The organism is Kribbella sp., from assembly GCF_035655035.1.
GTDB lineage: Bacteria > Actinomycetota > Actinomycetes > Propionibacteriales > Kribbellaceae > Kribbella.
Genome location: NZ_DASRVN010000356.1, coordinates 1 through 24,294 on the forward strand (window position 1 = coordinate 1; position 24,294 = coordinate 24,294).

The following is a 24,294-nucleotide window of genomic DNA, read 5'->3' on the forward strand; positions in this document are numbered from 1 at the left end:
GCGGCCAGCAGCGCGAAGTGCAGACGGATCAGGCGGCGACGGTCGAGGAGGTCGCCCAGGGGGACCAGGAAGAACAGGCCGAGGGCGTACCCCGCCTGGGTGACGGTGACGAACAGGCCGACCGTACCGGCGGCGATCCCGAGGTCCTGCCCGATCGTCACGAGCAGCGGCTGCGCGAAGTACACGGTGGCGACGGCGACCCCGGCCGCGACAGCCAGCAGCACCCGCCCACGGAACCCAAGATTTGGTTGCATCTTGCTACCGTAGGAGAGGTTGGTAGCATGTTGCAACCAGGAGGTGCGGAATGGTCAAACGGACCAGGTTCGACGACGAGAGCTGCCCGGTGGCGCGCTCGGTGGACGCGGTCGGCGACTGGTGGTCGCTGCTGATCGTGCGGGACGCGTTCGACGGCAGCCGCCGGTTCGGCGACTTCCAGCGCAGCCTCGGCGTCGCGAAGAACATCCTCAGCGCCCGCCTGAGCTCCCTTGTGGACAACGGCATCCTCGACCACGCCGACCGCGACTACACCCTCACAGCCAAAGGCGAGGCCCTCTTCCCGGTGATCGTCGCCCTCCGCCAATGGGGCGAGGCTTTCGCCTTCGATCCGGGCGAGCCGCACTCCCGGCTCCTGGACCGGCAGCACCACCAGCCGCTCAAGCCTCTCGAGGTACACGCCTCCGACGGCCGGCTCCTCACCCCGGCCGACACCGAGGTGCGCAAGGTGCCCTGACCGGGGTGTCGGCGTTACCCACGCGAAACAGCAGACGGCGATTCGGAAACGTGAGTTTGTTCCGGGGGCAACAGCGGGGCAACCGGGCGGTCCTTCACTGGAAGTCGTCCAGGACGGATCGAGACCCCGGGAGCCGGCATGCAGTTCTCCGACGGTGCGCACCATCCCGTCGTCGTGGTCGGCGGCGGTCAAGCGGGCCTGGCGACCAGCCGGCAGTTGGGGTGGCACGGCGTGGATCACCTTGTGCTGGAGGCGGATCGGGTCGGCAGCGAGTGGCGCAACCGCCGCTGGGACTCGTTCTGCCTGGTGACGCCGAACTGGCAGTGCCGGCTTCCCGGCTTCCCGTACGACGGACCGGAGCCGGACGGCTTCATGGTCCGCGACGAGATCGTCGGCTACCTGGAGGACTATCGCCGGACGTTCGACGTCCCGATCGTCGAAGGTGTCCGGGCGACCCGGCTCGATTCCGGGTTCCGGATCGCCACCACGGCCGGCACGATCACCGCGGGGCAGGTGGTGGTCGCGACCGGTCCGTACCAGACACCACGGATCCCGCGGATGGCCGAGCGGCTGCGGGTCGTGCAGCTGCATTCGTCGCAGTACAAGAACCCTGACCAGTTGCCGCCCGGCGAGGTCGTCGTGGTGGGCACCGGACAGTCCGGGTGCCAGATCGCGGAGGACCTGCACCTGGCCGGGCGGACCGTGCACCTGGCGACCGGCAGCGCTCCGCGGGTGGCACGGTTCTACCGGGGCCTCGACGTGGTCACCTGGCTGGACCGGATGGGCTACTACCGCAAGGGGATCGACGAGTTCGAGGACGCCGACGCCGTCCGCCTGCGAGCGAACCACTACGTCACCGGACGCGACGGTGGACGCGACATCGACCTGCGGCGGTTCGCCCTCGAAGGGATGCGGCTGTACGGCCGCCTGGTCGACGCGGATCCGCAGGTACTGCGCTTCGCCGGCGACCTCGGGCGGAACCTCGACCACGCCGATGCCGTGTCCGAAGGCATCAAGGACGCGATCGACGCGTACATCGACAGCGAGCGGATCGACGCGCCCGAGGAGGACCGCTACCAGCCGGTCTGGCAACCGGACGCGGAGCCGGAAGAGCTGTCACTGCAGGGGATCGGGGCGATCGTCTGGAGTACCGGGTTCCGGCGCGACGACGGCTGGATCCGGGTGCCGGTGTTCGACGGCCAGGGACGTCCGTCCCATCGGCGCGGGGTCACGAGCGTCCCCGGGCTGTACTTCGTCGGCCTGCCCTGGCAACACACCTGGGGATCGGGGCGCTTCGCCGGCGTCGCGGACGATGCGCAGTACCTCGCCGAACGGATCGTCGAGCACCGAGCGGGTGTGCACTGGATCGCCGGCCTGCATCGGACGGTGGCCTGAGATGCGGATCTGCGACGCCCACCGCCACCTCGGCGTGCTCCCGGCCTATCCGTTCTACGGGGGGCCTCCGGTGCATCCCGACCTCGGCGCGCGGGCGACGATCGGCGAACTGATCGCCGACCTCGACGCCGAGCGGACGGACCGTGCGCTGGTGATCCCCAACTACGGCGTCCCCGACGTGGCGGTCTCGTTCGGGTTCAACGAACTCGTCGTCGAGGCCGCGGCCCGGGACGACCGGATCCGGGCCGGCCTCTGGGTCTCGCCCCGCCCGCAGGACGCCGAGCTCACCGCGAAGGCGCTCACACTGGCGGCCGAGCCCGGCGTACGGGCACTGAAACTGAGCTTCCTGCTCGGCGGGCATCCGGCCGACGAGGAGGTCCGCCCGCAGCTGGACGAGATCTTCGCGACCGCACGCCGGCACGGACTCGTCGTCCACGTGCACACCTCGCCCGGCGCCGCGTCCGACATCGACCACATCGGTCACCTGGTCGAGGTGTACGCCGGCCACGTGCCGCTGCACCTGGTGCACTTCGGCGGCGGGATGAGTGGTCACATCAAGCTGATCGGCTCCCGGTTCTTCGACTGGATCGAGGCCGGCAAGCAGGTCTACACCGATCTGTCCTGGGCGATCGGCTTCGCCCCGGGCTGGCTGGCCGCCGAGATCGAGCGCCGCGGCATCGGGCACGACCGGGTGCTGTTCGCCAGCGACCAGCCCTGGGGCGACCACGCCGGCGAACTCGCCCGGATGCGCGCCGCGATGGGCGACGGCGAACTCGCCGGCCACGTTTTCCACCGCACCTTCTCCCACCTCTACGACTGACCTCTACGACCGAGCTCTACGACCGACCCGTACGACCCGACGCAAGGAGCGAAGACATGCCTGACACCGCCGAACTGACCGACCTCGAGACCAAGAGCCTGGAGGAGATCCCGCACCCGTCGCTGCCGCAGGGCTCCAGCATCTACGGCGGCACCAAGGTGTTCCCGGACTACCAGGCCGAGGACGGCGAGACCTACTTCACCCTGGTGCACGGCATCGCGCACGAGTCCTCGGTGAGCTTCGTCGCGATCCTGCAGGCGACCCGGGCGCAGCGGAAGGGCTTCGAGTCCGCGATCTACTTCTACGGCCCGGGCTCGCTGAACTGCCTGGCCACCCGGGGCTTCCCGACCACCGGCAACTCGGCGTTCCCCGGTGAGCACAACATCAACGAGTCGCTGAAGACGTTCATCGCCGAGGGCGGCAAGGTGTACTGCTGCCGGTTCGGGCTGTCGCTGCACGGCGCCCGCGAGGAGGACCTGATCGAAGGGGTCATCCCGACGCACCCGCTGGACGTGCAGGACGCGCTGATCCACTACGCCCGCAAGGGCGCCATCGTCAACTCGACCTACATGTTCTGAGGCGGTCGTCATGAGCGTAGGCGCCGACGAAGCCTTGGCGGTCCGGTCCGAGATGGCCGTGTACGGCGTCCAGGTGGATGCGCCGGTCCGTCGCAGCAAGGGCGCCGGGCCGAGTGACGACGGGCACCTGGTCATCGACGGCGCCAACGCCACCCTCCCGATCGTTGCCGACAGCCCCTATCAGGTAAAGGACGGCACCGTCTTCCGCAACGGACTCGGCCTCGGCCTGTCCGTCGAGCCCGTACACCGGCCGCGGTTCTACGACCTGACCACCGCCGACGGGATCCCGTACCGCCAGATCGCCCTGCTGCACGGCAAGGACGTGCTCGCGACCACGGTGGTCCAGACCTGCATCCGGTACGACGAGTCCACCCGCTGCCGGTTCTGCTCGATCGAGGAGTCGCTGCGCGCCGGCGCGACGATCGCCGCGAAGACACCCGCGCAGCTGGCCGAGGTCGCCGAGGCGGCCGTCCGGCTGGACGGTGTCACCCAGATGGTGATGACGACCGGTACGACGACCGGCCGGGACCGGGGCGCCCGGAACCTGGTGCGTTCGGTGACGGCGGTCCTGGCTGCCGTGCCCGGGCTGCCGATCCAGGTTCAGATCGAGCCGCCGGGGGACCTGTCCGTGCTGACCGAGCTCCGCGACGCCGGAGCGACCTCGATCGGCATCCACGTCGAGTCGCTGGACGACGCCGTACGGCGGAAGTGGATGCCGGGCAAGTCGACGGTCGGCCTGCAGGAGTACGAGGCGGCGTGGGACGAGGCCGTGCGGGTGTTCGGGCGGAACCGGGTGTCGACGTACCTGCTGATCGGGATGGGGGAGGACCCGGACGAGCTGGTCGCCGGAGCGGGGAGGTTGATCGAGCGCGGGGTCTACCCGTTCGTCGTCCCGCTGCGGCCGATACTCGGGACGCTGGCCCGGGCCGATGGCGTGACGGCTCCGGATCCCGCGATCGTCCGTGACGTCACGGCCCGCGTTGCCGCCCTGCTTGCGGCCGCGGACATGCGCGGGGCCGACCAAGGTGCCGGCTGCGCTGCTTGCGGTGCGTGCAGCCTGTTGCAGGCGGCCGGCTCGTGACGACGACAGTGGTCCAGAGGGGCGGTGTGCTGCACGCGGCGGACGTCAGTGCGCTGCTCGGTGACCGGCCGCCGCCGTTCCTCGTCGAGGAGGCGGACGCCGCTGCACGGAAGGCGTACTACGGCCTGCGGCACGAGGCGTTCGTGGAGCGTCAAGGCCTGTTCGCCCGGACGGACCTGGACGACCGCGACGACGACTCGCGAACAGTCGTGCTGGTGGCGCGCGACCGGAGCGGAGCGGTGGTCGGTGGGGTCCGGCTCGGGCCTGCGACGCCGGGCCTGGACGTCGGCTGGTGGCAGGGCGGCCGCCTCGTCACCGCGCCCACCTCCTTCGGCACCAGGGTGGCCGGGGTGGGTGCCGCGTTGGTGCGGGCCGCCTGTGCCCGGGCCGAGGCCGCTGGGGCATTGCGATTCGACGCGACCGTACAACTCGGGACCCAGCGGTTCTTCCAGAGGCTCGGATGGGAGACCGTCCGGCCGACGGCCGTGGCGAACACGCCACACGTGCTGATGCGGTGGCCGATCCTGCGGATCGCCCAGCTGGTCGCGGCGACCAAGAGTGAGCTGGGGTCCTTGCTACAAGGGATCGGGCCGGTCGGCTTCGTCGGTGACGACGGGGCGCCGGTGCCGGGGAGTGATCTGGTCGCGGCCTGCGACGCGATCGTGCCGGCCATGGTCGAGCGGGACCCGGAGTGGGCCGGGTGGTGTTCGGTGCTGGTGAACGTCAACGATCTCGCCGCGATGGGCGCCGTACCGGTCGGCCTGCTGGACGCGCTCGGGGCCCGCGATGCCGCAAGTGCCGAACGCGTACTCCGCGGACTGAAGCGGGCGGCAGCGGCGTACGGCGTACCGATTCTCGGCGGGCACACACAGTTGGGCGTGCCCGCGGCCCTCGGCGTGACCGCGCTCGGCCGGACGGCGCGCCCGGTTGCCGGTGGCGGCGGACGCCCGGGCGAGCAGGTCCGGCTGACCGCCGACCTCGGCGGCGGCTGGCGACCCGGGTACGTCGGCCGGCAGTGGGACTCGACGACGTACCGGCGTGCAGACGAGTTGCGGGCGATGACGACAGCGGTCGGTCGGGCGCAACCGTCAGCGGCCAAGGACGTGTCGATGGCGGGCGTCGTCGGCACGCTGGGCATGCTCGCGGAAGCCTCCGGGTGTGCGGCCGTTCTCGACGTCGCGGCAGTACCGAAGCCGCGCACCGCATCGATGGGGGACTGGCTGACCTGTTTCCCGGGATTCGCGATGCTCACCACCGGCCCGCGGCAACCCGAGGCCGGACCGGCGATGAGCTCCGTCTGCGGCGAATTGACCACAGGACAGGGAGTCGCCCTGCGCTGGCCGGACGGCGAGGTCACCACCGCGCTGACGTCCGGTGTGACCGGGATGGGAGCAGCATGACGCTCGGAATGGCGGCCGTGGCCGCGAACTTCGGCCGCGATCTGGAGGCGTGCTTCGCCCAGGTGGAGCGGCTGATCGCCCAGGCCCGCGCGTCCGGCGTACGCCTGCTCGCACTCCCGGAGGGTGCCCTCGGCGGCTACCTGCTCAGCCTCGACGGTACGGCGGAGCCTCCGCCCGCGTTCACCGTCGACAGCCCCGAGATCGATCGACTCGCCCGGCTCGCGGGCGACCTGGTCGTCACGGCCGGGTACACCGAAGCCGCCGGCGGGCTGATCTACAACAGCGCGGTCTGCGTCAGCGGTGACGGCGTACTCGGACATCACCGCAAGGTGCATCAGCCGTTGCGGGAGGACGAGCACTACGCGGCCGGTGGCCGGTTCGAGGCGTTCGACACCCCGGTCGGGCGGCTCGGGCTGATGATCTGTTACGACAAGGCGTTTCCCGAGGCGGCGCGGACGCTGGCCCTGGACGGCGCGCAGATCATCGTCTGCGTGTCGGCCTGGCCGGGCGCGCGGACGAACCCGGAGCCCGACCTGGCGAAGGACCGGTGGAAGCGGCGGTTCGACCTGTTCGACCGGGCACGGGCGCTGGAGAACCAGGTGGTCTGGCTGTCGGCCAACCAGTCCGGCACGTTCGGCTCGCTGCGGTTCGTGGCGAGTGCGAAGGTGGTCGATCCGGGTGGCGACGTCCTCGCGGACACCGGTGTGACCGAGGGGATGGCGATCGCCCGGCTGGACGTCGAGCAGGCGCTGGAGCTCGCGCGCCGCTCGATGGGCCATCTGCGGGACCGGCGGCCGGAGACGTACGAGCCGGCATGGGCCTGACGATCGGTGCGGTGGCCGCCGGCTTCACCCGGGATCTGGAGTTCGACCTGTCCCGGGTCGAGGCGCTGATCCGGCACGGCCGCCGCGAGCAGGTCCAGCTGCTGGTGCTGCCGGACGCGGCGCTCGGCGGGTACCTCAACGACCTGGGCGATCCGGCGCTCGACGACCTGCCGCCCGCCCTCGCGCTCGACGATCCGCTGATCGCCAAGGTGATCGCGATGGCCGGCGACATGGTGGTGTGCTTCGGGTTCTGCGAGGCCGACGGGCCGCGCCGGTACAACACCGGGCTGTGCGTCACCGGCGACGGAGTGCTCGGCCGGCACCGCAAGGTGCACCAGCCACCGGGCGAGCGCGCGATCTATGCCGCCGGCAACGAGTTCGCCGGGTTCGACACGCCGATCGGACGGCTCGGCATGATGATCGACTACGACAAGACGTTCCCGGAGGCGGCCCGGGCGCTCGCCGTCGACGGCGCGGACGTGATCGCCTGCCTGTGCGCCTGGCCGACCAGCATCACCAACCGGGCGGCCCGGATGAACGAGGACCGGCAGTCCCGGCTGTTCGACCTCTACGACCGGTCCCGCGCCGCCGAGAACCAGGTCGTGCTGGTCTCGTCCAACCTGACCGGCTCGATCGGCGGCCTGCGGTTCCTCGGCCAGTCCAAGGTGGTCGGCCCGGGTGGCGACATCGTGGCCCGGACCTGGTCGAAGGCCGGGATCGCGATCGCCGAGGTCGACGTCCGCGCCGAGATCGAGACCGCGCGCCGGGTCCTGCACCATCTCGACGAACGCCGTCCGGAGGTCTACTGATGCGGATCGCGCTGCTCAGCTATTCGACCAGACCGCGCGGTGGCGTGGTCCACACGCTCTACCTGGCCGAGGCGCTGGCCGCCGCCGGCGCGGACGTGACCGTCTGGTCGTTGGCGCGCGGTGGCGACGGGGGCTTCTTCCGGACGGTGGATCCGCGCGTCCGGTTGGCGCTGGTCCCGTTCCCCGACCGGCCCGGTGAAGGCGTCGGCGCGCGGATCCTGCGGTCCATCGACGTACTGCGGGAGGCCTTCGACGGATCGCAGTACGACATCGTGCACGCGCAGGACTGCATCAGCGCGAACGCGGCCGGTCGCTGCATCCGGACCGTGCATCACCTGGAGCAGTTCAGTACCCCCGAGCTGGCCGCCTGTCACGAGCGCGCGATCGTCGACCCGTACGCGCACGTCTGTGTGTCCACGACGGTGGCCGGCGAGCTGCTCACCGGTTGGGGGCTCAAGGCAACAGTCATCCCGAACGGCGTGGATGCCGCCCGCTTCCTGGCAGCCGCAGCGGACGAGCCGGCCGCGGCGGCCGAGCGGGCCCGGTGGCGCCGGCGGCTCGGGCGCTACGTGCTGACCGTCGGTGGCATCGAGCCTCGTAAGGGCTCGCTCGACCTGCTCGAGGCCTACGCCCGCCTCGACTCGCCGGAGCCGGCGTTGGTGATCGCGGGCGGCGAGACGCTGTTCGACTACCGTTCCTACCGCGCCGCCTGGGATCACCGTGCCGCGGAGCTCGGCGTCGCACCGGTGGTGCTCGGTGCCGTCGACGACACGCTGTTGCCGAGCCTGGTCGCGGCGGCCGACGTGTTCGCCTTTCCTTCCGCCAAAGAGGGTTTCGGCCTCGCCCCGCTGGAAGCGCTGGCTGCCGGTGTGCCGCTGGTGGTTTCGGATCTGCCGGTCTTCCACGAGATCTTCGGCGACGCTGCGACGTACGCGACGGGTCCGGACGCCTTGGCCGACGCTCTCCGCACGGTCGACCGCGGCCGGGTGGAGCTGGGCCGCAAGATCGCCGAGGTTTACACGTGGTCCGCGGCGGCCGACGCGCACCTGCGGCTCTACTCGCACCTCAGCTGATTGGCGAACGCCTGCAACACGGGTGTGTCCCCGCCGCGCCGCCAGACCAGGCCGAGGGCGGAGTCGGGCAGGCCGGACAGCGGGACGCTGACGATGCCGGGCCAGCCCTGGGTGCGTTCGGCAGTCGGGCGGCAGACGAGCATGCCGCCACGGCCCGCGGCGATCAGCGACAGGCCCTCCTGCAATGTCCGGACCTCAGGGCCGCGGTGGATCAACTGGCCGCCGGGCGTCTGGGTGGGCGCTTGCACCTGGCGCCAGTAGCCGGGCGCCGGTCCGGCGATCGCGATCAGGCACTCGCCGGCGAGTTCCTCGGCGCCGATGGCGGACCGAGCGGCCAGCCGGTGACTCGAGCAGACGGTGAGGGTCTGCTGCTGGTGCGAGAAAACCGGTCCCAGCACGAGGTCGTCCTCGGCAACCGGCAGCAGGACGACGGCGGCATCGACGGCTCCCTGGCGGACGGCGCCGAAGGGGTCGTTGAGCGGCAACTCACAGACGTCGATCAAGCACTCGGGGTGCCGGGACTGGAACTCCGCGACGGCGCCGAGGAGGATGTCGCCGGCGGCGCCCTGGAATCCGATCTTCAGCGTCCCCCGAGTGGCGCCGGCGTACTCGCGGGCGTTCTCGACGACCCGCTCGAGCGCCGCGTACGCCGGTCGCAGCGAGGTGAGGAACTCCTTGCCCAGGGGCGTCAGCGCCACCCGTCGGCTGGTCCGCTCGAACAACTGCCCGCCGATCCGCCGCTCCAAGGACTGCAGCAACTGGCTGACCCTGCTCTGCGACAGGTAGAGCCGTTCCGCCGTACGTCCGAAGTGCAACTCGTCGGCCAGCACGAGGAAGCACTCCAGTTCGCGGACGTCGAGCGCCATGACGCGATCCTCCGATCGATTAGCCCTACTAATACAAGCATCGTCAGATCGCCGTTGTTCCGCACCGCGGTCCGGCCGCTCACTGGTGACATGACAACAATCTGCGGCGAGTCAGTTGACGCGGGGAGCTGGGCCGCGTCGGTGACGATGGCGACAACCGTCTTCACGGTGGTGACTGCCGAGATGCTGCCTGTAGGCCTGCTCACCCCGATGAGCGAATCCCTGCACGTAACAGAAGGCACTGCAGGCCTGGCGCTCACAGCGACAGGTGTTACTTCTGCAGTTGCCGCGCCAGTGCTCCCGTTGCTGCTCGGGAAGCTGGACCGCCGGGCAGTGCTGGGTGGATTGATGGTGCTGCTTGCTGCGTCGGCATTCGCCGCTGCGGTCACCTCGGACTTCGTCGTGTTGATGGTCACGAGGGTCCTGATGGGCGTCTCGATCGGTGGTGTCTGGCTTTTCACGGTCAGTCTCGCCCGCCGCGTCGTACCGCCGAACGCCGCCGGACCGGCAACCTCCCTGATCTTCTCCGGCATCGGAATCGCCTCTGTGCTCGGCATCCCGGCCGGTGCGTACGTCGGCGAGCTGGCCGGCTGGCGCTGGGCGTTCGCCGGTGTCGGCGTCCTCGCCCTGGCCCTCTCCGTTGCCCTGAGCATCTTCCTGCCGCAACTCGCACCGGAACGACCTGTCCGCCTCTCCGACGTGCGGGAAATCCTCCACCTCAAGCAGGTTCGCGTAGGGCTCGTCCTCGTCGCCTTGATCGTCACCGGTCACTTCGCGGCGTACACCTACGTCCGCCCGCTCCTCGAACCGCACACCGGGCCCGCGCTGATCGGCGTGCTCCTGCTCGCGTACGGCGCGGCCGGTGTCATCGGCAACTTCCTCACCGGCGCCCTCCGCCCGCACCGGGCCCTGACCGCGATCGCGGCAGGGATCGCCCTGACAGCGTTGGCCATGCCAATAGTCGGCACCACGACGACCGGAGCCCTGGGACTGCTGGTGATCTGGGGTCTCGCATACGGCGGTACGACGGTCAGCACGCAGGCGTGGGCGCACGCCGCGGCGCCCAGTGCCCCCGAATCATCGTCCGCTGTCCTGGTGGGGGTGTACAACGGATCGATCGCACTGGGCGCCTTCACCGGCGGCCGGGTCGCCGACCACTTCGGTACGACGGCGGTCACCTGGCTTCCCGCAGTACTCGCGACTGCGGCGCTTGCGGTACTGCTAGCGAACCGCGGCCAGCGCGGCTGAGTCCTCGTCGCCGAAGGTGTCCTCGAGTTTCTCCGGCGAGTAGTCGAGGTCGATCCCGGCCACGTCGGCGCCGACCGCGGACTCGATCGCGCCGAGCCGCCGGGTCGCGCGGTCACCGGCGTAGGCCATCAGTGCGGTCGGGTTGATCTCCGGCGGGAGCGCGGGCGAGTTGTCCATGGCCCACTGGATCTGCGTCAGCGCGTGCGGGAGGAGCTCCTCCATCGTGTCGGTGACGACCTTCCAGTTCGACTCGTCGGCGGCGACGTGCCGGCGGCAGGTGAACGTGCCCCACGCCATGTGCCGCCGCTCGTCGTCGCCGATCCGGCGGATCAGCTCCTGCATCCCGGGCAGTACGCCGCGGGACGTGCACAGCAGGTTCCACGCGTGGTACCCGGTGAGCGCGAGCGTGCCTTCGACCACGTGGTTGTAGGTCACGGACGCGCGCACCTGGTTGGACGGCGACGGGTCGTTCGCGAGGGACTTCAGCGCGACCGGCAGGGCCTCGTAGAAGATCGTGCGGTACCCGGGGTTGTGCTCGACGTACCGATGCAGGTCCTCGGTGACCCCGACCGCGTCCAGCCAGAGCCGGAAGACCGCCGTGTGCTTGGCCTCCTCGAAGCAGAACTGCGTCAGGTACATCTCGTCGCCGAACCGTCCCTCGGTGGACATCGCCTGCAGGAACGGTTGCAGGTCCTCGGTGACCGCCTCCTCGCCGGCGATGAACTGCGAGCAGAGCATCAACGCGTTGTCCTTGTCGTTGTCGCTCAGCTCCTGCCAGTCCTTCGCGTCCTGGCTGAAGTCGATGTCCCGCGGGTTCCAGAACTTGCGGTTGCCCTTGTCGAAGAGCCGCAGCGGCAACGCGTCCCAGTTGAGCCCGCCGGCCTTCAGTGAGCTGAAACCCTGCCTGTGCAAATCGTTCATACGTGCAGCCTCCGGGAGTCGGCGAGCCGGTGTTGTTGCAAGAAGGGTGAGAGCACGCGAGCCAGCTGCGCCGCCACCACCGCGGGGGGAGGGCCCGGGGTGACGATGTGGCTGATGACGATGCGCAAGGCGACGTCGACGCAGCTGGTCGCGTCCTCTGGAGGTACCTCCGGCCAGTGCTCCCTGACATGGGCATCCAGCCGGAGGTGTGCCAGCTCCAGCACCTGCTGTCCCCGTGTCGTCAGCAGCTGACTGGCCTGGTCCGATCCCGGCCGGCTCAGCGCCGCCTTCACTAGCGGGTTCTCCCCGGCCAGTGCGAGCGCCCGTTCGACGGCGGCCTGCAAGCCGCCGATCGGGTCGGAATGCTCGGCGAGCGCTGCGTTCACATCCAGCAGGAACCGCTCGGTCTCGCGTGCTGCGACGGCTTCCAGTACGCCCCACTTGTCGCCGAACTCGTTGTAGACGGTCTGCCGGGACACCCCGGTCCGACGAGCGACCTCGGCCATCCGGAGCCCGTCGTACCCACCTGTTTCGATGGCGTCCTGTGCAGCGTCCAGCAACTCGTCACGAAGGCGGCGTTTGGTCCGGTCGGCGAACGAGTCCATGCGGACGAGGGTTTACAAAAATGGTCTCGATGTCAAGAGGTCGAACAGGGTGTCGTCAATTGTCAAGCGCGGAGAAGTGCGAGGCGTCCCCGGTTCGCGGCGTACTGCGGACACCGTCGACGCTCACCGGGATCTCGCCGGCGAGCGTGATCCGGTGCAGCCGCCGCGGCAGGTCGTCGTAGTCGGCGACGCCGTAGTGCTGGGTCGCTCGGTTGTCCCAGATCGCCAGGTCGCCAGGCTGCCAGTGCCAGCGGACGGTGTTGTCGTTGTTCGTGACGCGGTTCTGCAGCAGCTGGAACAGCGCGGTGGTCTCCGTGGAGCTCAGGCCGACGAACCGGCGTACGAAATGGCCGAGGATCAACGACCGTTCGCCGGTCTCGGGGTGGACGCGGACCACCGGGTGCTCGGTCTCGAACAGCTTCGACTCGAACTGCTTGTGGTGCTCCTCGTACTTCACGTCCACCCCGCCGATCCGCCCCTCGTCGGCGTGGCCGGCGTAGTCGTACACGTTGCTGTGCACCGCCCACAGCCGGTCGACCAGCGCCTGCAGCGCGCGGGGCAGATTCGCGTACGCCGTGACCGTGTTCGCCCAGGTGGTGTCGCCGCCGTACGCCGGCAGCGTGACCGCCCGGAGCAGGCTGATCGCGGGGATCCGGTCGATGAACGTGACGTCGGTGTGCCAGCTGTTCGCCTTGCTGTAATCGGAGTCGATCGGCAGCACGTTCGCGGCGCCGTCGAGGCTCTTCGAGGTCGGGTGCGCGAGCGTCGGCGTACCGAGCAGCTTCGCGAAGGCGAGCTGACCGGCGTCGTCCAGGTGCTGCTGCTCCCGGAAGAAGATCACCTTGTGCTCCAGTAACGCCCGCCGGATCGCCGCCACGGTCTCCGCCGCCAGCTCACCACCGAGCCGGACGTTCCCCACCACCGCCCCGATCGCCCCACCAACCTTGGCGACGGTGATCTCCGGTGCTTCCAGCTGCGCTGTCATGATTGCTCCCTCACGGTCGGTTAACCTCCATAATCCAACCGAATTAGTAGACTTTGGGTTCGTTTCGGGATGCGAGACCGGGTGCGTGACGGGTCACGTAGTGTTGGGGGCGTGTCAACCGCCGCGCTTGAACCCGCCCCCGATACCGCCGACGCTCCGGAGCTGGTCGTCGGGTTCGATCTGGACATGACGCTGATCGACTCCCGGCCGGGGATCCAGGCGGTCTGGGACCTGCTGGCCGCGGAGACCGGCGTGCCGATCGACACCGACCTGGTGGTCAGCCGGCTCGGGCCGCCGCTGACCTGGGAGATGGCGAACTGGTTCCCGCCCGAGCAGGTCGACGCGATGGTCGCGCGGTACCGCGAGCACTACCCGGAGCACGCGATCTCGGGCAGCCTGCCGCTGCCGGGCGTGGCCGAGTCGCTGGCCACGATCCGCGCGCTCCGCGGCCGCACGATGGTGGTGTCGGCGAAGTACACCCCGTCGGTCCGGCTGCACCTGGAGCACCTCGGCCTGGACGTCGACGAGCCGGTCGGCGACCTGCACGGCGCCGAGAAGGGTACGGCGCTGCGCGAGCACCACGCGACGGTCTTCGTCGGCGATCACACCGCGGACATCGACGGCGCGCATGCCGCCGGTGCGGTCGCGGTGTCGGTCGCGACCGGCCCGTTCACCGCGGACGAGTTGCGCGCGTACGGCGCTGACGTCGTACTGAACGACCTGACCGAGTTCCCGGCGTGGCTCGAGGGGTACGTGCTCGAGCAGCGGCTGGAAGCGTTGATGCGACGGCTGTCGTCGTACGACAAGATGGTGGTCGCGTTCAGCGGTGGCGCGGACTCGGCGTTCCTGCTGGCGGCCGCGGCGCGGGCGATCGGGCCCGCCAACGTCGTCGCGGCGACGGCCGTGTCCGAGAGTCTGCCGGCCGCCGAGCTGGAGCCGGCGGCACGGTTCGCGGACAGTATCGGCGTACGGCACGTCACGCCGAACACGCACGAGATGGAGCGCGAGGGATACCAGGCGAACTCCGGCGCCCGGTGTTACTTCTGCAAGGCCGAGCTGATCGAGACGCTGCAGCCGATCGCGGACGAGTTCGGGATCACCGCGATCGCCACCGGCACCAACGCGGACGACGCGATCGCCGGCTTCCGGCCGGGCATCCGGGCCGCCTTCGAACGCGGTGCGCTGACCCCGCTGCGGGACGCCCGGCTGACCAAGGCACAGATCCGCACGGCGTCGCGCAGCTGGGGCCTGGAGACGTCCGACAAGCCCGCCGCGGCCTGTCTGTCGAGCCGGATCGCGTACGGCATCCGGATCACCCCGAACCTGCTCGCCCGGGTCGACCGGGCCGAGCAGGCGGTGCGGTCGCGGCTGGCGTCGTACGGCGTCCAGAACGTCCGTGTCCGCGACCTCGGCGACAGCGCCTCGATCGAGATCGACGCGGCGCTGCTGGACCGGGTGGACCAGCGGGAACTCGTCGGCGCGGTGGTCGCCGAGGGGTTCGCGACCGCGCAGGTCGACCCGCGCGGATTCCGCTCCGGGTCGATGAACGAGCGCCTCGCCGAACCGGAAAAGTACCGGAATCTTTGAGGGGTGCGGGGAGACTGCCTGATCAGGTACTTTCCCGGAGGCGCGGTTGCGCCGGTTCACGTACGCTTGGTTTTCGATTCCGAACGATTCACGACTGAAGAGGTTTCCCGTGCCCGTTGGCAAGGTGAAGTGGTATGACTCCGAGAAGGGGTTCGGATTCCTCAGCAAGGAGGAGGGCGGGGACGTCTACGTCCGCGCCGAGGCCTTGCCGTCGGGTGTGACCAACCTGAAGCCCGGCCAGAAGGTCGAGTTCGGCGTCGTCGAGGGCCGCAAGGGCGAGCAGGCCCTGCAGGTCCGGCTGATCGACCCGCCGCCGTCGGTGGCGAAGGCGATGCGCCCGAAGCCCGAGGAGATGCAGGTCGTCATCGAGGACCTGATCAAACTCCTCGACCGCCTCGGCGAGAACTACCGCCGCGGCCGCCAGCCCGATAACAAGTCCGCCCGCCAGGTCGCGACCGTACTGCGCGGCGTCGCGGACAAGCTCGACGTCTGAGGACCCTCAGCTGGTCAGCCGGTCGATCCGGGACTGGATGCCGTCCAGCACGGTGTCCAGCCCGAAGCCGAACTCGGCCGCGTCGAAGTCGCCCGCGTAGCCCTCGTCCGGAGGTACCTCGAGGGTTGCGGCGATTCCCGGGAACCGGTCCGGGGTCGCCAGCATCGTGAGGCGCTCGGTGTAGAGGCGGTCGGCCACTTGTACGGCCTCCGGCTCGGTCAGCATGTTCGCGGTGAGTTGCGCCGTACCGCGGACGTAGATGTTCACCAGCAGCATCGCGGACAGCCGGTCCTGCGGCGTCAGCGGCGTACTGTCGAACGCCTGCAGGCCGGCCTCCATCCAGGCCAGCTGGTGCGGTGACAGCGGCGGCTCCTGAATCGGGATCTGCAGGATCCACGGGTGCTGCCGCAGTCCGTCGCGGAACGTCTGCGCCCAGGCGGTGATCTGCTCCCGCCAGCCCTTCGTGGGATCCAGTGCCGGTGGTTCGCCGAACGCCTGCTCGAGCATGACGACGTACAGGTCGTCCTTGGCGCCGACGTACCGGTAGAGCGACATCGTGGTGAAGCCGAGCTCGGCGGCCACCTTGCTCATCGACACGGCGTTCAGCCCGCCCGCGTCCGCGAGCTTGACCGCGGCCCGCCCGATGTCGCTGATGTGGAACGCCGGCTTCGGCCCCGGCCGGCTCCGCCCTTCGATACCCCAGAGCTGCTGCAGGACCCGTGGTAGCTCTTGCTCGTCCATGCCTCTCATCCTATCTGTTTACAGGATAGACAGTCATGTGTATGGTCTGTGTATAGCGCACACAGTGTGCGGCGTAGACAGATAACTCCGGAGGGGTTTCATGGGTACGAACGAACGGGCGGGACGCAAGGAGTGGATCGCGCTCGGCGTGCTCGCACTGCCGCTGCTGCTGGTCTCGATGGACGTCTCGGTGCTGTACTTCGCGGTCCCGTTCATCAGCGCCGACCTCGGCGTGAGCGCGACCCAGCAGCTGTGGATCTTCGACATCTACGCCTTCGTGCTCGCCGGTCTGCTGATCACGATGGGCTCGCTCGGCGACCGGATCGGCCGCCGCCGGCTGCTGGTGTTCGGCGCGATCGGGTTCGGCCTCGCGTCCGTCGCCGCGGCGTACGCGCAGAACCCGGAGCAGTTGATCGCCGCCCGCGCCGTGCTCGGGATCGGCGGCGCGACGCTGATGCCGTCGACATTGGCGCTGATCCGGAACATGTTCCACGACCCGAAGCAGCGGTCGAAGGCGATCGCGTTCTGGAGCGCGGTGATGATGGGCGGGATCACCCTCGGTCCGGTGCTCGGCGGGTTCCTGCTGGAGCACTTCTGGTGGGGCTCGGTGTTCCTGATCAACACCCCGGCGATGGTGCTGCTCGTCGTCCTGGCGCCGGCGCTGCTGCCGGAGTTCAAGGCGCCGGCGCGCGGACGGTTCGACCTGCTCGGCTCGGTGCTGTCGCTGGCCGCCGTACTGCCGATCATCTGGGGGATCAAGGAGCTGGCCGCGCACGGCTGGTCGGCGTTGCCGGTGGTCGCGATCGTGGCGGGGCTGATGTTCGGGGTGCTGTTCGTACGGCGGCAGCGGACCGCGGAGCACCCGATGGTGGACCTGTCGATGTTCCGGAACCGTGCGTTCAGCGGGTCGCTCGCGGCGAACACGGTCGGGACCTTGGCGCTGGTCGGGAACGCTGTCTTCCTCACGCAGTACCTGCAGTTGGTGCACGGGCTGTCGCCGTTGAAGGCCGCGTTGTGGTCACTGGCGCCGTCGGTGCTGGTCGGTGGCGCAGCTCCGCTGGCCACCGCGCTGGCCGGGAAGCTGGATCGTGCTTACGTGATCGGCGGGGCCTTCGTACTCGCGGCTTCCGGGTACGGCGTACTCACCCAGGTGCACGTCGACTCGTCACTGGCCGTCCCGCTGACCGGTGCCGGGCTGCTCGCCGCGGGCCTGGTGATGGTGATGACGCTGGTGACCGAGGGTGTCGTCGGATCGGTTGCTCCGGAACGGGCCGGGTCGGCGTCCGCGGTGATGGAGACGTTCTCGGAGTTCGGCGGTGCACTGGGGATCGCGGTCCTCGGCTCGATCGGTACGGCGGTCTACCGCTCCGACCTGCCGGCTGGTGTCGCGGCCCCCGTTCGTGAGGGTCTACCGGCGGCGACCGCCGCAGCCGCCCACCTCCCCACCCAGCTGGCCGAAACGGTCCTCACCACCGCCCGCCACGCCTTCACCCACAGCATGAACGCGGTAGCCCTGGTAGGAGCCGTCCTCCTCCTGACGACCGCCGTAGTCACCACCCTCACCCTCCGCGGCACCAGGCCCGCAACCCCCGCCGAAGACCCCGAGAACGCAGACCTGATCCCCACCGCCTGACCCCACACCACAACCGGCGGCCGGCTGGAACCCATTCCCCACCGCCTGACCCCACACCACAACCGGCGGCCGAGTGGAACCCCCACCCGGCCGCCGGCTGGTCATGCCAACCCTCGCTCTTCACCCCGCGTCAGCGGGGTGGGCGGCGGGGGAGGCGGCGTTTGGTGGGGTGGTTGCGTTCTTCGGTGGGTTCTTCGGACCAGGGGGCCGGCTCTTCGGTGGTGTTCTCGTCTTCTTCGGGCTGGCCGCTCCACCAGCGGCCGACCGGTTGTTCCGGGGCGCCGGCGCGCCACTCGACGGTCGGTTCGTCCTCGGTGCTGGAGCGGCGGGCGCGGTTCGCGCGTTGTTCGGCGACGCTGAGGATGGTGCGGGAGGTGCTCTCGGTGTGCTCGTCGTACGACGGGTGCCGGCGCGGGTGGTGCGGGCCGTCGGTGCGCGGGCCGCCGAGACCGCCGGGACGTAGCGGCCCTTCGGTCGGGCGCGGAGTCGGGCGCATCCGCAGTACCAGGAAGACCACGATCAGCAGCACCCCGGCGAGGAACCCGAAGCCGAGCCGCGGGATCAGCGGCAGCACGATCCCGCAGCCGCCACCGATCACCCACGCGAGCTGCAGCACCGTCTCCGAGCGCGCGAACACCGACGTACGCACGGATTCCGGGACGTCGCGCTGGATCATCGCGTCCAGCGACAGCTTCCCGAGCGAGCTGCACAAACCGGCGACCAGGCCGAGCGCCACCAGGATCGGCAGGCCGTACAGCACCGCGACCGCGACCGCCACGGCGGCGTCCGCGAGCAGTACGACGAGGACGACGCCTTCGGGTCTCCGGGACCTGAGCAACGAGCCGAGCAGGGTCCCGAGGCTGTTGCCGATCCCGGCCGCGGCGATCACCGCACCGGCCGCGACCGCACCCTTCACACCACTGATCGGCTGGTCGCGGAGCAGGAACGCCAAGTACATGGTCAGGAACCCGGACACGAACCGCAGGCCGAGGTTGCAGCGGATCCCGCGCGACACCGCGGCGGTGATCGCGCGCTTGCGGGCGATGCGCCCCGCCGTACCGGTGGCCTCCTCGTCGGCGGGGGAGTCGACCGCGCTCGGCAGCCGGATCGCGAGGATCAGGCCGACGATGTACACCAGCGCGGCCCAGCGCAGCGACCACTGCGGGCCGATCGCGGCGAACGCGCCCGCGAGCCCGGCGCCGATCGCTCCACCGGCGACACCGGCGAGCGAGATCCGGGAGTTGGCGGTGACGAGCGTGATCTGTTTCGGCAGCAGCCGCGGCACGGCGGAGGCGCGGGTGACGCCGTACGCCTTGGAGGCCACCAGGCAGCCGAGCGCCGCCGGGTACAGCCACACGGAGTTGTGACTGGTGATCGAGGACGCGAGCGCCCAGACCAGGAACGCGCGGGCGCCGAGCGTCGCGCCGATCGCCCAGCGGCGGCCGTGCCGGAACCGGTCCAGGACCGGGCCGATCAGCGGCGCCATCAACGCGAACGGCGCCATCGTCAGCAGCAGGAACAGCGCGACCCGGTCCCGCGCCTGGCCGGCCGGGACGGTGAAGAACACGGTGCCGGCCAGCGAGACGGCGAACGCGGTGTCACCGGCGGCGTTCACCGCGCCGAGCTCGATCAGCCGCGACAGCCCGGACTCGCCCGCGCCCTGCGCACCGGTCAGCCCGCGGATCCGCCGCCCGGTCGCCCGCCCGAACCGCCCGCCGACGGTGGCCGCCTTCCGGGAGGCCGACGCGAACCCTTCGGCACCCACCTTGGACGCGTGCCCGACCTTCTTACTGGCATTGCCGACCTTCTTGCCCGCGCTCCCGACCCGCTCCCGGGCGTCCCCCAGCCGATCGCCGGTGGACCTGGCCTGCCCGGCGTCGCCTGCCTGCCGCGCACCGCCGGAAGCCGCGCCGCGGTCCGCGCGGGCGTTCGGGTCGGACGGGTCGGGGGACTGCATGACACCATCCTGCCTCCTCCCGGGGACAGACCGCAGGAACCGCGCGTATCCGTGGTCGATCAGGGCGGTTCGGCGTACAGCGAGGAGCGTGCGAGAATGGGCGATTGTGACTCCCGTCAAAGCACCGGAAGCGGTACGTGCCAAGCCCGACGCCGTCTGCGTCGCGGCGGTCGAACCGGCCCGGGAGGCCGCGATCGCCGAAGCCGGCGCCGCGCAGGTCGGGGAACACCTCGGACATCTGGTCGAGGGTGAGCGCCTCGTCACGCACTACTTCGCCTCCACGCATCCCGGGTACCGCGGCTGGCGCTGGGCCGTCACGGTGACCCGCGCGTCCCGGGCGAAGACCGTCACGATCAACGAGGTCGTGATGCTTCCCGGTAACGACGCGGTGGTCGCGCCCGAGTGGGTCCCGTGGTCCGAACGCGTCCAGCCCGGCGACCTGCGCCCCGGCGACCTGTTCCCGACGCTGCCCGACGACCCGCGCCTGGAGCCCGGCTTCACCGACACCGCGGACGCCCCCGAGGACGTGCTGACGGTCGTCGAGGAGCTCGGTCTCGGACGGGAGCGGGTGCTCTCGCCGTTCGGCCGCGAGGAGGCAGCGGAGCGCTGGTACGCCGGAGACTTCGGCCCGGCGTCCGCGATCGCCCAGGCGGTCCCGTACAAGTGCCACTCGTGCGGCTACTGGATCCGCCTCGCCGACAGCCTCGGCCAGGCGTTCGGTGTCTGCGCCAACGAAATGGCCCCCGGCGAGGCCCACGTGGTCGCCTACGACTACGGCTGCGGCGCCCACTCCGACGCCACCATCGACCTCGCCGAAGCCCCCACCCCCGAGCACGCCTTCGACACCACCGGCTACGACACCCTCGAGCTGGCTCCGGAAGTCACGCCGGCGCAGGACGAGTAGACCGCTGGGTCAGTCCTCGGTGGCCGGGCGGTCGCCCGCCTGGATGGCGGTCCAGCGGCGTTTGCAGTACCAGAGGCCGATCAGGCCGAGGCCGAAGCCGGCGACCGGGACCCAGAGCCACCAGTCGAGGCCGTTGTCCTTGAGCTGGCCGCGGAAGAGCAGCAGCACGACGAACGCGACGACCCAGAGCGCGATCCCGGTGATCACACTGGGGATCCCCGACAGGTCCAGCGGCTTGACCTCGGCGTGCACCAGCTCGCCGCGCGCCAGCTGACTGGTCGGATCGGTGCGCTTCTTGGTCCCGCCCTGCTCCTCCGTCACGCCTCTACCTTAGTCGCCGGCCCCGGCAACCAGCCTCGCGGTCCCGATCCGCATCTGGTGGTCGTTCCCTCGGGGCCGGGCGCAACGGTTTGGCGTAAGTGCTCGCAACTGGTCGGTAGGAACTGGCACTATGCGGGGCATGAGCTCGTCCCAGGCCGCGACGGCCCGCTCCCGGTTCGGTCCACTCGACTCGTTCTTCAAGATCAGTGAGCGCGGATCCACGCTCGGGCGGGAGATCCGCGGCGGGCTGGTCACGTTCTTCACGATGGCGTACATCGTCGTGCTGAACCCGTTGATCATCGGCACCGTGAAGGACGGCTCCGGTCAGCTCGTCGGCGGTGGCACCGACCCGACGGCGTCGATCGCGAAGGTCGCGGTCGCGACCGCGCTGGTGGCCGGCGTGATCACGATCCTGATGGGGCTGGTGGCGAACTTCCCGCTCGCGGTGGCGGCCGGCCTCGGCCTGAACGCGTTCGTCGCGTTCTCGGTGGCGAGCAAGATGACCTGGGCCGACGCGATGGGCCTGGTCGTGCTCGAAGGCCTGGTCATCCTGATCCTGGTGCTGACCGGCTTCCGGAAGGCGGTCTTCGAAGCCGTGCCGCTGCAGCTGAAGGTGGCGATCAGCGTCGGCATCGGCCTGTTCATCGCGTTCGTCGGTGTCGTGGACGCCGGCTTCGTACGGCGCCCGGCCGCGGCCGGCGGACCACCGGTGGAACTCGGCGTCGGCGGCAGCCTGCGCGGCTGGCCGGTGCTGGTGTTCGTCCTCGGCCTGATCCTGATCGTGATCCTGTACGCGCGCAAGGTGAAGGGCGCCATCCTGATCGGCATCCTGGCCGCCACCGTACTGGCGATCGTCGTGGAGGCGATCGCCGGTGTCGGGGCACGGACCGCGGACAACCTCGGCGGCTGGAGCCTGAACGTACCGAAGCTCCCGGACCGGTGGTTCTCCGCGCCCGACCTGGGCACCCTCGGCAAGTTCAGCCTGTTCGGGTCGTTCGAGCGGGCCGGGGTGGTGACCGCGCTGCTACTGCTCTTCACGCTGATCCTGGCCGACTTCTTCGACACGATGGGCACGATGACCGCGATCGGCGCCGAGGCCGGCCTGCTGGACGCCGACGGCATCCCGGTGAACTCGCAGCGGATCCTGATCGTCGACGGGGTCGCGGCCGCCGCCGGTGGCGCTGCCTCGGTCTCGAGCAACACGGCGTTCATCGAATCGGCGTCCGGGGTCGGTGAGGGCGCCCGGACCGGGCTGGCGAGTGTGGTCACCGGGATCTGCTTCCTGCTTTCGATGGTGATCGCGCCGCTGGTGAAGCTGGTCCCGTACGAGGCCGCGACGCCGGCCCTGGTCCTGGTCGGGTTCCTGATGATGACGCAGGTGAAGGGGATCGACTTCAGCGATCTGGAGGTCGCGTTCCCGGCGTTCCTGACGATCGTGCTGATGCCGTTCACGTACTCGATCTCGGCCGGCATCGGCGCCGGCTTCGTCTCGTACGTGATCCTCAAGCTGGTCCGGGGCAAGGCCCGCCAGGTGCACCCGCTGATGTGGGTGGTCTCGGCGCTGTTCGTGGTGTACTTCGCGATCGGCCCGTTGAGCGACTGGCTAACCTGAGCACAGTGGACCCGATCGAGGACTTCCCGGCCCAATCCGCACGCACCGGCCGCTTCACGTACGGCCTGCCGAGGGCGTTCACGCCGTACGACGAGCACGTACTGTTCCTCCGGACCCGCGGCCCGGAGGACCGGACCGGTTGCCTCTGGCAACTCGACGCGGACGGGGTGGAGCAGCTCGTCATCGCGCCCGAGGACGTCGGCGCGGGCGAGGCGCTCCCGGAGGCGGAGCGGGTACGGCGGGAACGCACCCGGGAACGTACGTCCGGCATCGTCGGCTACTCCGCCGACCGGACCGGCCGGCAGATCGTCTTCGCCCTCCAGGGCATCCTGTACCACCTCGACGGGCTGGACGCGCTGCCCCGGGAGATCTGGACCGCCGGCCGGGTGGTCGACCCGCGGATCGACCCGACCGGCCGCCGGGTCGCGTACGTCACCGGCCGCCAGGTGCGCGTCGTAGACCTTGCCGATGGCAACGACCTGGTGGTGGCCGCCGACGACGATCCCGAGGTCGGCTGGGGCCTGCCCGAGCATGTGGCCGCGGAGTCGATGGGCCGGACCCGCGGGCACTGGTGGTCGCCGGACGGCACCCGCCTGCTTGCCGCTCGGGTCGACCAGACGCCGGTGCAGCGCTGGTGGATCGCCGATCCGGCGAACCCGGACCGCCCGCCCCGCGAGGTCGCGTACCCGTCCGCCGGTACGCCGAACGCGATCGTCACGCTGCACGCGTTCGACCTGAACGGCGGCGCGATCGAGCTGCGCTGGGACCGGGCGGCGTACGAGTACCTCGCCGCGGTGACGTGGGACGCGCACGGCCCGCTGCTCGCCGTACAGTCCCGCGATCAACGGACGCTGCAGGTCCTCGCGGGTGATCCCGACACCGGCGTGACGAAGCTCCTGCACGAGCAGCGGGACCCGGCGTGGGTCGAGCTGATCCACGGCACACCTGCCCGTACGGCGTCCGGCAAGCTCGTGCATCCCGTGGACGACGGCGAGACCCGGCGGCTGACGATCGACGGCGTACCGGTCACGCCGGACGGCCTGCAGCTCCGCGGGGTCCTTGACGTCACGGGCGAGCAGGTGCTGTTCGAGGCGAGCGACGAGCCGACCGAGGACCACCTCTGGCTGTACGACGGCACGCTGCACCGGCTGACCAACGAGCCCGGTACCCACACCGCGACCCGCTCCGGCGACACGCTCCTCGTGGAGTCGAACACCGAGACCCACAGGTCCTTCGTCGTACGTCGGCCCGGTCGGCCGGAACGCACCATCGAATCCCGTGCCGCCCAACCGGGCGTCACGCCGCGGATCACCTGGCTGCGTGCGGGCAAGCTCGAGCTGCGGACCGCAGTACTGCTGCCGTCGTGGTACGAAGGCGGCAAGCTCCCGGTGCTGATGGCGCCGTACGGCGGTCCCGCGGCGCAGCTGGTGCTGCGGCAGTCGAGCGGGGCGTTCGCGACCGGGCAGTGGTTCGCTGAGCACGGGTTCGCGGTGGTGATCGCGGACGGCCGCGGTACGCCGGGACGTGGGCCGGCCTGGGAGAAGACCGTGTACCTCGACAACCTGACGGCCCCGCTCGAGGACCAGGTGACCGCGCTGCATGCCGCCGCCGAACAGACCGGCGCGCTGGACCTCACCCGGGTCGGCATCCGCGGCTGGAGCTACGGCGGCCTGCTCGCCGCGGCCGCCGTACTGCTGCGGCCGGACGACTT

Annotated in this window: 23 protein-coding genes and 1 pseudogene; 16 read left to right on the forward strand and 8 right to left on the reverse strand. The window is 70.3% G+C overall.

The annotated features are described in order from the left end of the window. Window positions 1-254, reverse strand: a pseudogene (locus VFF46_RS19760) (MFS transporter); the annotation flags it as partial. Window positions 255-304: 50 nt separating this feature from the next. On the opposite strand from VFF46_RS19760, the gene VFF46_RS19765 reads away from it, so the two are divergent. The 9 genes from VFF46_RS19765 to VFF46_RS19805 all read left to right on the forward strand — a co-directional run bounded on the left by VFF46_RS19765 (window position 305) and on the right by VFF46_RS19805 (window position 8,710). Continuing rightward, the gene (locus VFF46_RS19765) at window positions 305-730 is read left to right on the forward strand and encodes a helix-turn-helix domain-containing protein (RefSeq protein WP_325038634.1); all 426 of its coding nucleotides are present in this window, start codon (window positions 305-307) and stop codon (window positions 728-730) included. A 138-nt stretch (window positions 731-868) separates the two neighbouring features. Continuing rightward, window positions 869-2,125 (forward strand): MSMEG_0569 family flavin-dependent oxidoreductase, encoded by a 1,257-nt coding sequence (locus tag VFF46_RS19770; protein ID WP_325038635.1) that lies wholly within the window; start codon window positions 869-871, stop codon window positions 2,123-2,125. A 1-nt stretch (window position 2,126) separates the two neighbouring features. Next, on the forward strand, window positions 2,127-2,945 hold the full coding sequence (locus VFF46_RS19775) for an amidohydrolase family protein (RefSeq protein ID WP_325038636.1): 819 nt from the start codon (window positions 2,127-2,129) through the stop codon (window positions 2,943-2,945). A 56-nt stretch (window positions 2,946-3,001) separates the two neighbouring features. Continuing rightward, a complete protein-coding gene (locus tag VFF46_RS19780; protein ID WP_325038637.1) occupies window positions 3,002-3,523 on the forward strand; it encodes an MSMEG_0572/Sll0783 family nitrogen starvation response protein in 522 nt (173 codons plus the stop codon). Window positions 3,524-3,533: 10 nt separating this feature from the next. Beyond that, window positions 3,534-4,604, forward strand: coding sequence for an MSMEG_0568 family radical SAM protein (locus tag VFF46_RS19785; RefSeq protein ID WP_325038638.1), 1,071 nt, complete (start codon window positions 3,534-3,536; stop codon window positions 4,602-4,604). Beyond that, window positions 4,601-6,004: an MSMEG_0567/sll0787 family protein gene (locus tag VFF46_RS19790; protein WP_325038639.1), complete on the forward strand. Its 1,404-nt coding sequence runs from the start codon at window positions 4,601-4,603 to the stop codon at window positions 6,002-6,004. The genes VFF46_RS19785 and VFF46_RS19790 overlap by 4 nt, the downstream gene beginning before the upstream one ends. Next, window positions 6,001-6,828 (forward strand): carbon-nitrogen hydrolase family protein, encoded by an 828-nt coding sequence (locus tag VFF46_RS19795; protein WP_325038640.1) that lies wholly within the window; start codon window positions 6,001-6,003, stop codon window positions 6,826-6,828. Before VFF46_RS19790 ends, VFF46_RS19795 begins: the two co-directional genes overlap by 4 nt. Beyond that, window positions 6,819-7,637 (forward strand): carbon-nitrogen hydrolase family protein, encoded by an 819-nt coding sequence (locus VFF46_RS19800; protein WP_325038641.1) that lies wholly within the window; start codon window positions 6,819-6,821, stop codon window positions 7,635-7,637. Before VFF46_RS19795 ends, VFF46_RS19800 begins: the two co-directional genes overlap by 10 nt. Next, entirely contained in the window at window positions 7,637-8,710 is a 1,074-nt protein-coding gene (locus VFF46_RS19805) for an MSMEG_0565 family glycosyltransferase (protein WP_325038642.1), read from the forward strand. Before VFF46_RS19800 ends, VFF46_RS19805 begins: the two co-directional genes overlap by 1 nt. Here the strand turns inward: VFF46_RS19805 and VFF46_RS19810 are convergent. Further along, complete coding sequence (locus VFF46_RS19810; protein ID WP_325038643.1) at window positions 8,692-9,576, reverse strand: LysR family transcriptional regulator; 885 nt, start codon at window positions 9,574-9,576, stop codon at window positions 8,692-8,694. The two genes, VFF46_RS19805 and VFF46_RS19810, sit on opposite strands and share 19 nt — an antisense overlap. Before the next feature lie 90 nt (window positions 9,577-9,666). On the opposite strand from VFF46_RS19810, the gene VFF46_RS19815 reads away from it, so the two are divergent. Beyond that, window positions 9,667-10,824 carry an MFS transporter gene (locus tag VFF46_RS19815; RefSeq protein ID WP_325038644.1) on the forward strand — a complete coding sequence of 386 codons (1,158 nt, stop codon included), beginning with the start codon at window positions 9,667-9,669 and terminating at the stop codon, window positions 10,822-10,824. On the opposite strand, the gene VFF46_RS19820 is transcribed toward VFF46_RS19815, so the two are convergent. The 3 genes from VFF46_RS19820 to VFF46_RS19830 are packed head-to-tail and all read right to left on the reverse strand — an operon-like array spanning window position 10,798 to window position 13,335. Beyond that, on the reverse strand, window positions 10,798-11,745 hold the full coding sequence (locus tag VFF46_RS19820; RefSeq protein ID WP_325038645.1) for a R2-like ligand-binding oxidase: 948 nt from the start codon (window positions 11,743-11,745) through the stop codon (window positions 10,798-10,800). The genes VFF46_RS19815 and VFF46_RS19820 overlap by 27 nt on opposite strands. After that, window positions 11,742-12,350: a TetR family transcriptional regulator gene (locus tag VFF46_RS19825; RefSeq protein WP_325038646.1), complete on the reverse strand. Its 609-nt coding sequence runs from the start codon at window positions 12,348-12,350 to the stop codon at window positions 11,742-11,744. Before VFF46_RS19825 ends, VFF46_RS19820 begins: the two co-directional genes overlap by 4 nt. A 55-nt stretch (window positions 12,351-12,405) precedes the next feature. Then, complete coding sequence (locus VFF46_RS19830; protein WP_325038647.1) at window positions 12,406-13,335, reverse strand: TauD/TfdA family dioxygenase; 930 nt, start codon at window positions 13,333-13,335, stop codon at window positions 12,406-12,408. A 111-nt stretch (window positions 13,336-13,446) separates the two neighbouring features. On the opposite strand from VFF46_RS19830, the gene larE reads away from it, so the two are divergent. Then, window positions 13,447-14,922 carry an ATP-dependent sacrificial sulfur transferase LarE gene (larE, locus tag VFF46_RS19835; RefSeq protein WP_325038648.1) on the forward strand — a complete coding sequence of 492 codons (1,476 nt, stop codon included), beginning with the start codon at window positions 13,447-13,449 and terminating at the stop codon, window positions 14,920-14,922. A 109-nt stretch (window positions 14,923-15,031) separates the two neighbouring features. Further along, a complete protein-coding gene (locus tag VFF46_RS19840; RefSeq protein WP_325038649.1) occupies window positions 15,032-15,415 on the forward strand; it encodes a cold-shock protein in 384 nt (127 codons plus the stop codon). 6 nt (window positions 15,416-15,421) lie between these two features. Here the strand turns inward: VFF46_RS19840 and VFF46_RS19845 are convergent, their stop codons facing one another. After that, entirely contained in the window at window positions 15,422-16,156 is a 735-nt protein-coding gene (locus VFF46_RS19845) for a TetR/AcrR family transcriptional regulator (protein WP_325038650.1), read from the reverse strand. Window positions 16,157-16,256: 100 nt separating this feature from the next. Here VFF46_RS19845 and VFF46_RS19850 point away from each other — a divergent pair, with 100 nt between their 5' ends. After that, entirely contained in the window at window positions 16,257-17,789 is a 1,533-nt protein-coding gene (locus VFF46_RS19850; protein ID WP_325038651.1) for an MFS transporter, read from the forward strand. Between the two features lie 130 nt (window positions 17,790-17,919). On the opposite strand, the gene VFF46_RS19855 is transcribed toward VFF46_RS19850, so the two are convergent. Next, window positions 17,920-19,746 carry an MFS transporter gene (locus tag VFF46_RS19855; RefSeq protein WP_325038652.1) on the reverse strand — a complete coding sequence of 609 codons (1,827 nt, stop codon included), beginning with the start codon at window positions 19,744-19,746 and terminating at the stop codon, window positions 17,920-17,922. Between the two features lie 106 nt (window positions 19,747-19,852). On the opposite strand from VFF46_RS19855, the gene VFF46_RS19860 reads away from it, so the two are divergent. Beyond that, a complete protein-coding gene (locus VFF46_RS19860; protein WP_325038653.1) occupies window positions 19,853-20,650 on the forward strand; it encodes a DUF3027 domain-containing protein in 798 nt (265 codons plus the stop codon). Between the two features lie 9 nt (window positions 20,651-20,659). Here VFF46_RS19860 and VFF46_RS19865 read toward each other — a convergent pair whose 3' ends face one another. Next, window positions 20,660-20,971: a DUF2530 domain-containing protein gene (locus tag VFF46_RS19865; protein WP_325038654.1), complete on the reverse strand. Its 312-nt coding sequence runs from the start codon at window positions 20,969-20,971 to the stop codon at window positions 20,660-20,662. Between the two features lie 139 nt (window positions 20,972-21,110). Here VFF46_RS19865 and VFF46_RS19870 point away from each other — a divergent pair, with 139 nt between their 5' ends. After that, a complete protein-coding gene (locus tag VFF46_RS19870) occupies window positions 21,111-22,583 on the forward strand; it encodes an NCS2 family permease (protein ID WP_325038655.1) in 1,473 nt (490 codons plus the stop codon). Between the two features lie 5 nt (window positions 22,584-22,588). After that, on the forward strand, window positions 22,589-24,294 hold a 1,706-nt coding region (locus VFF46_RS19875), incomplete at its 3' end, for a DPP IV N-terminal domain-containing protein (RefSeq protein WP_325038656.1).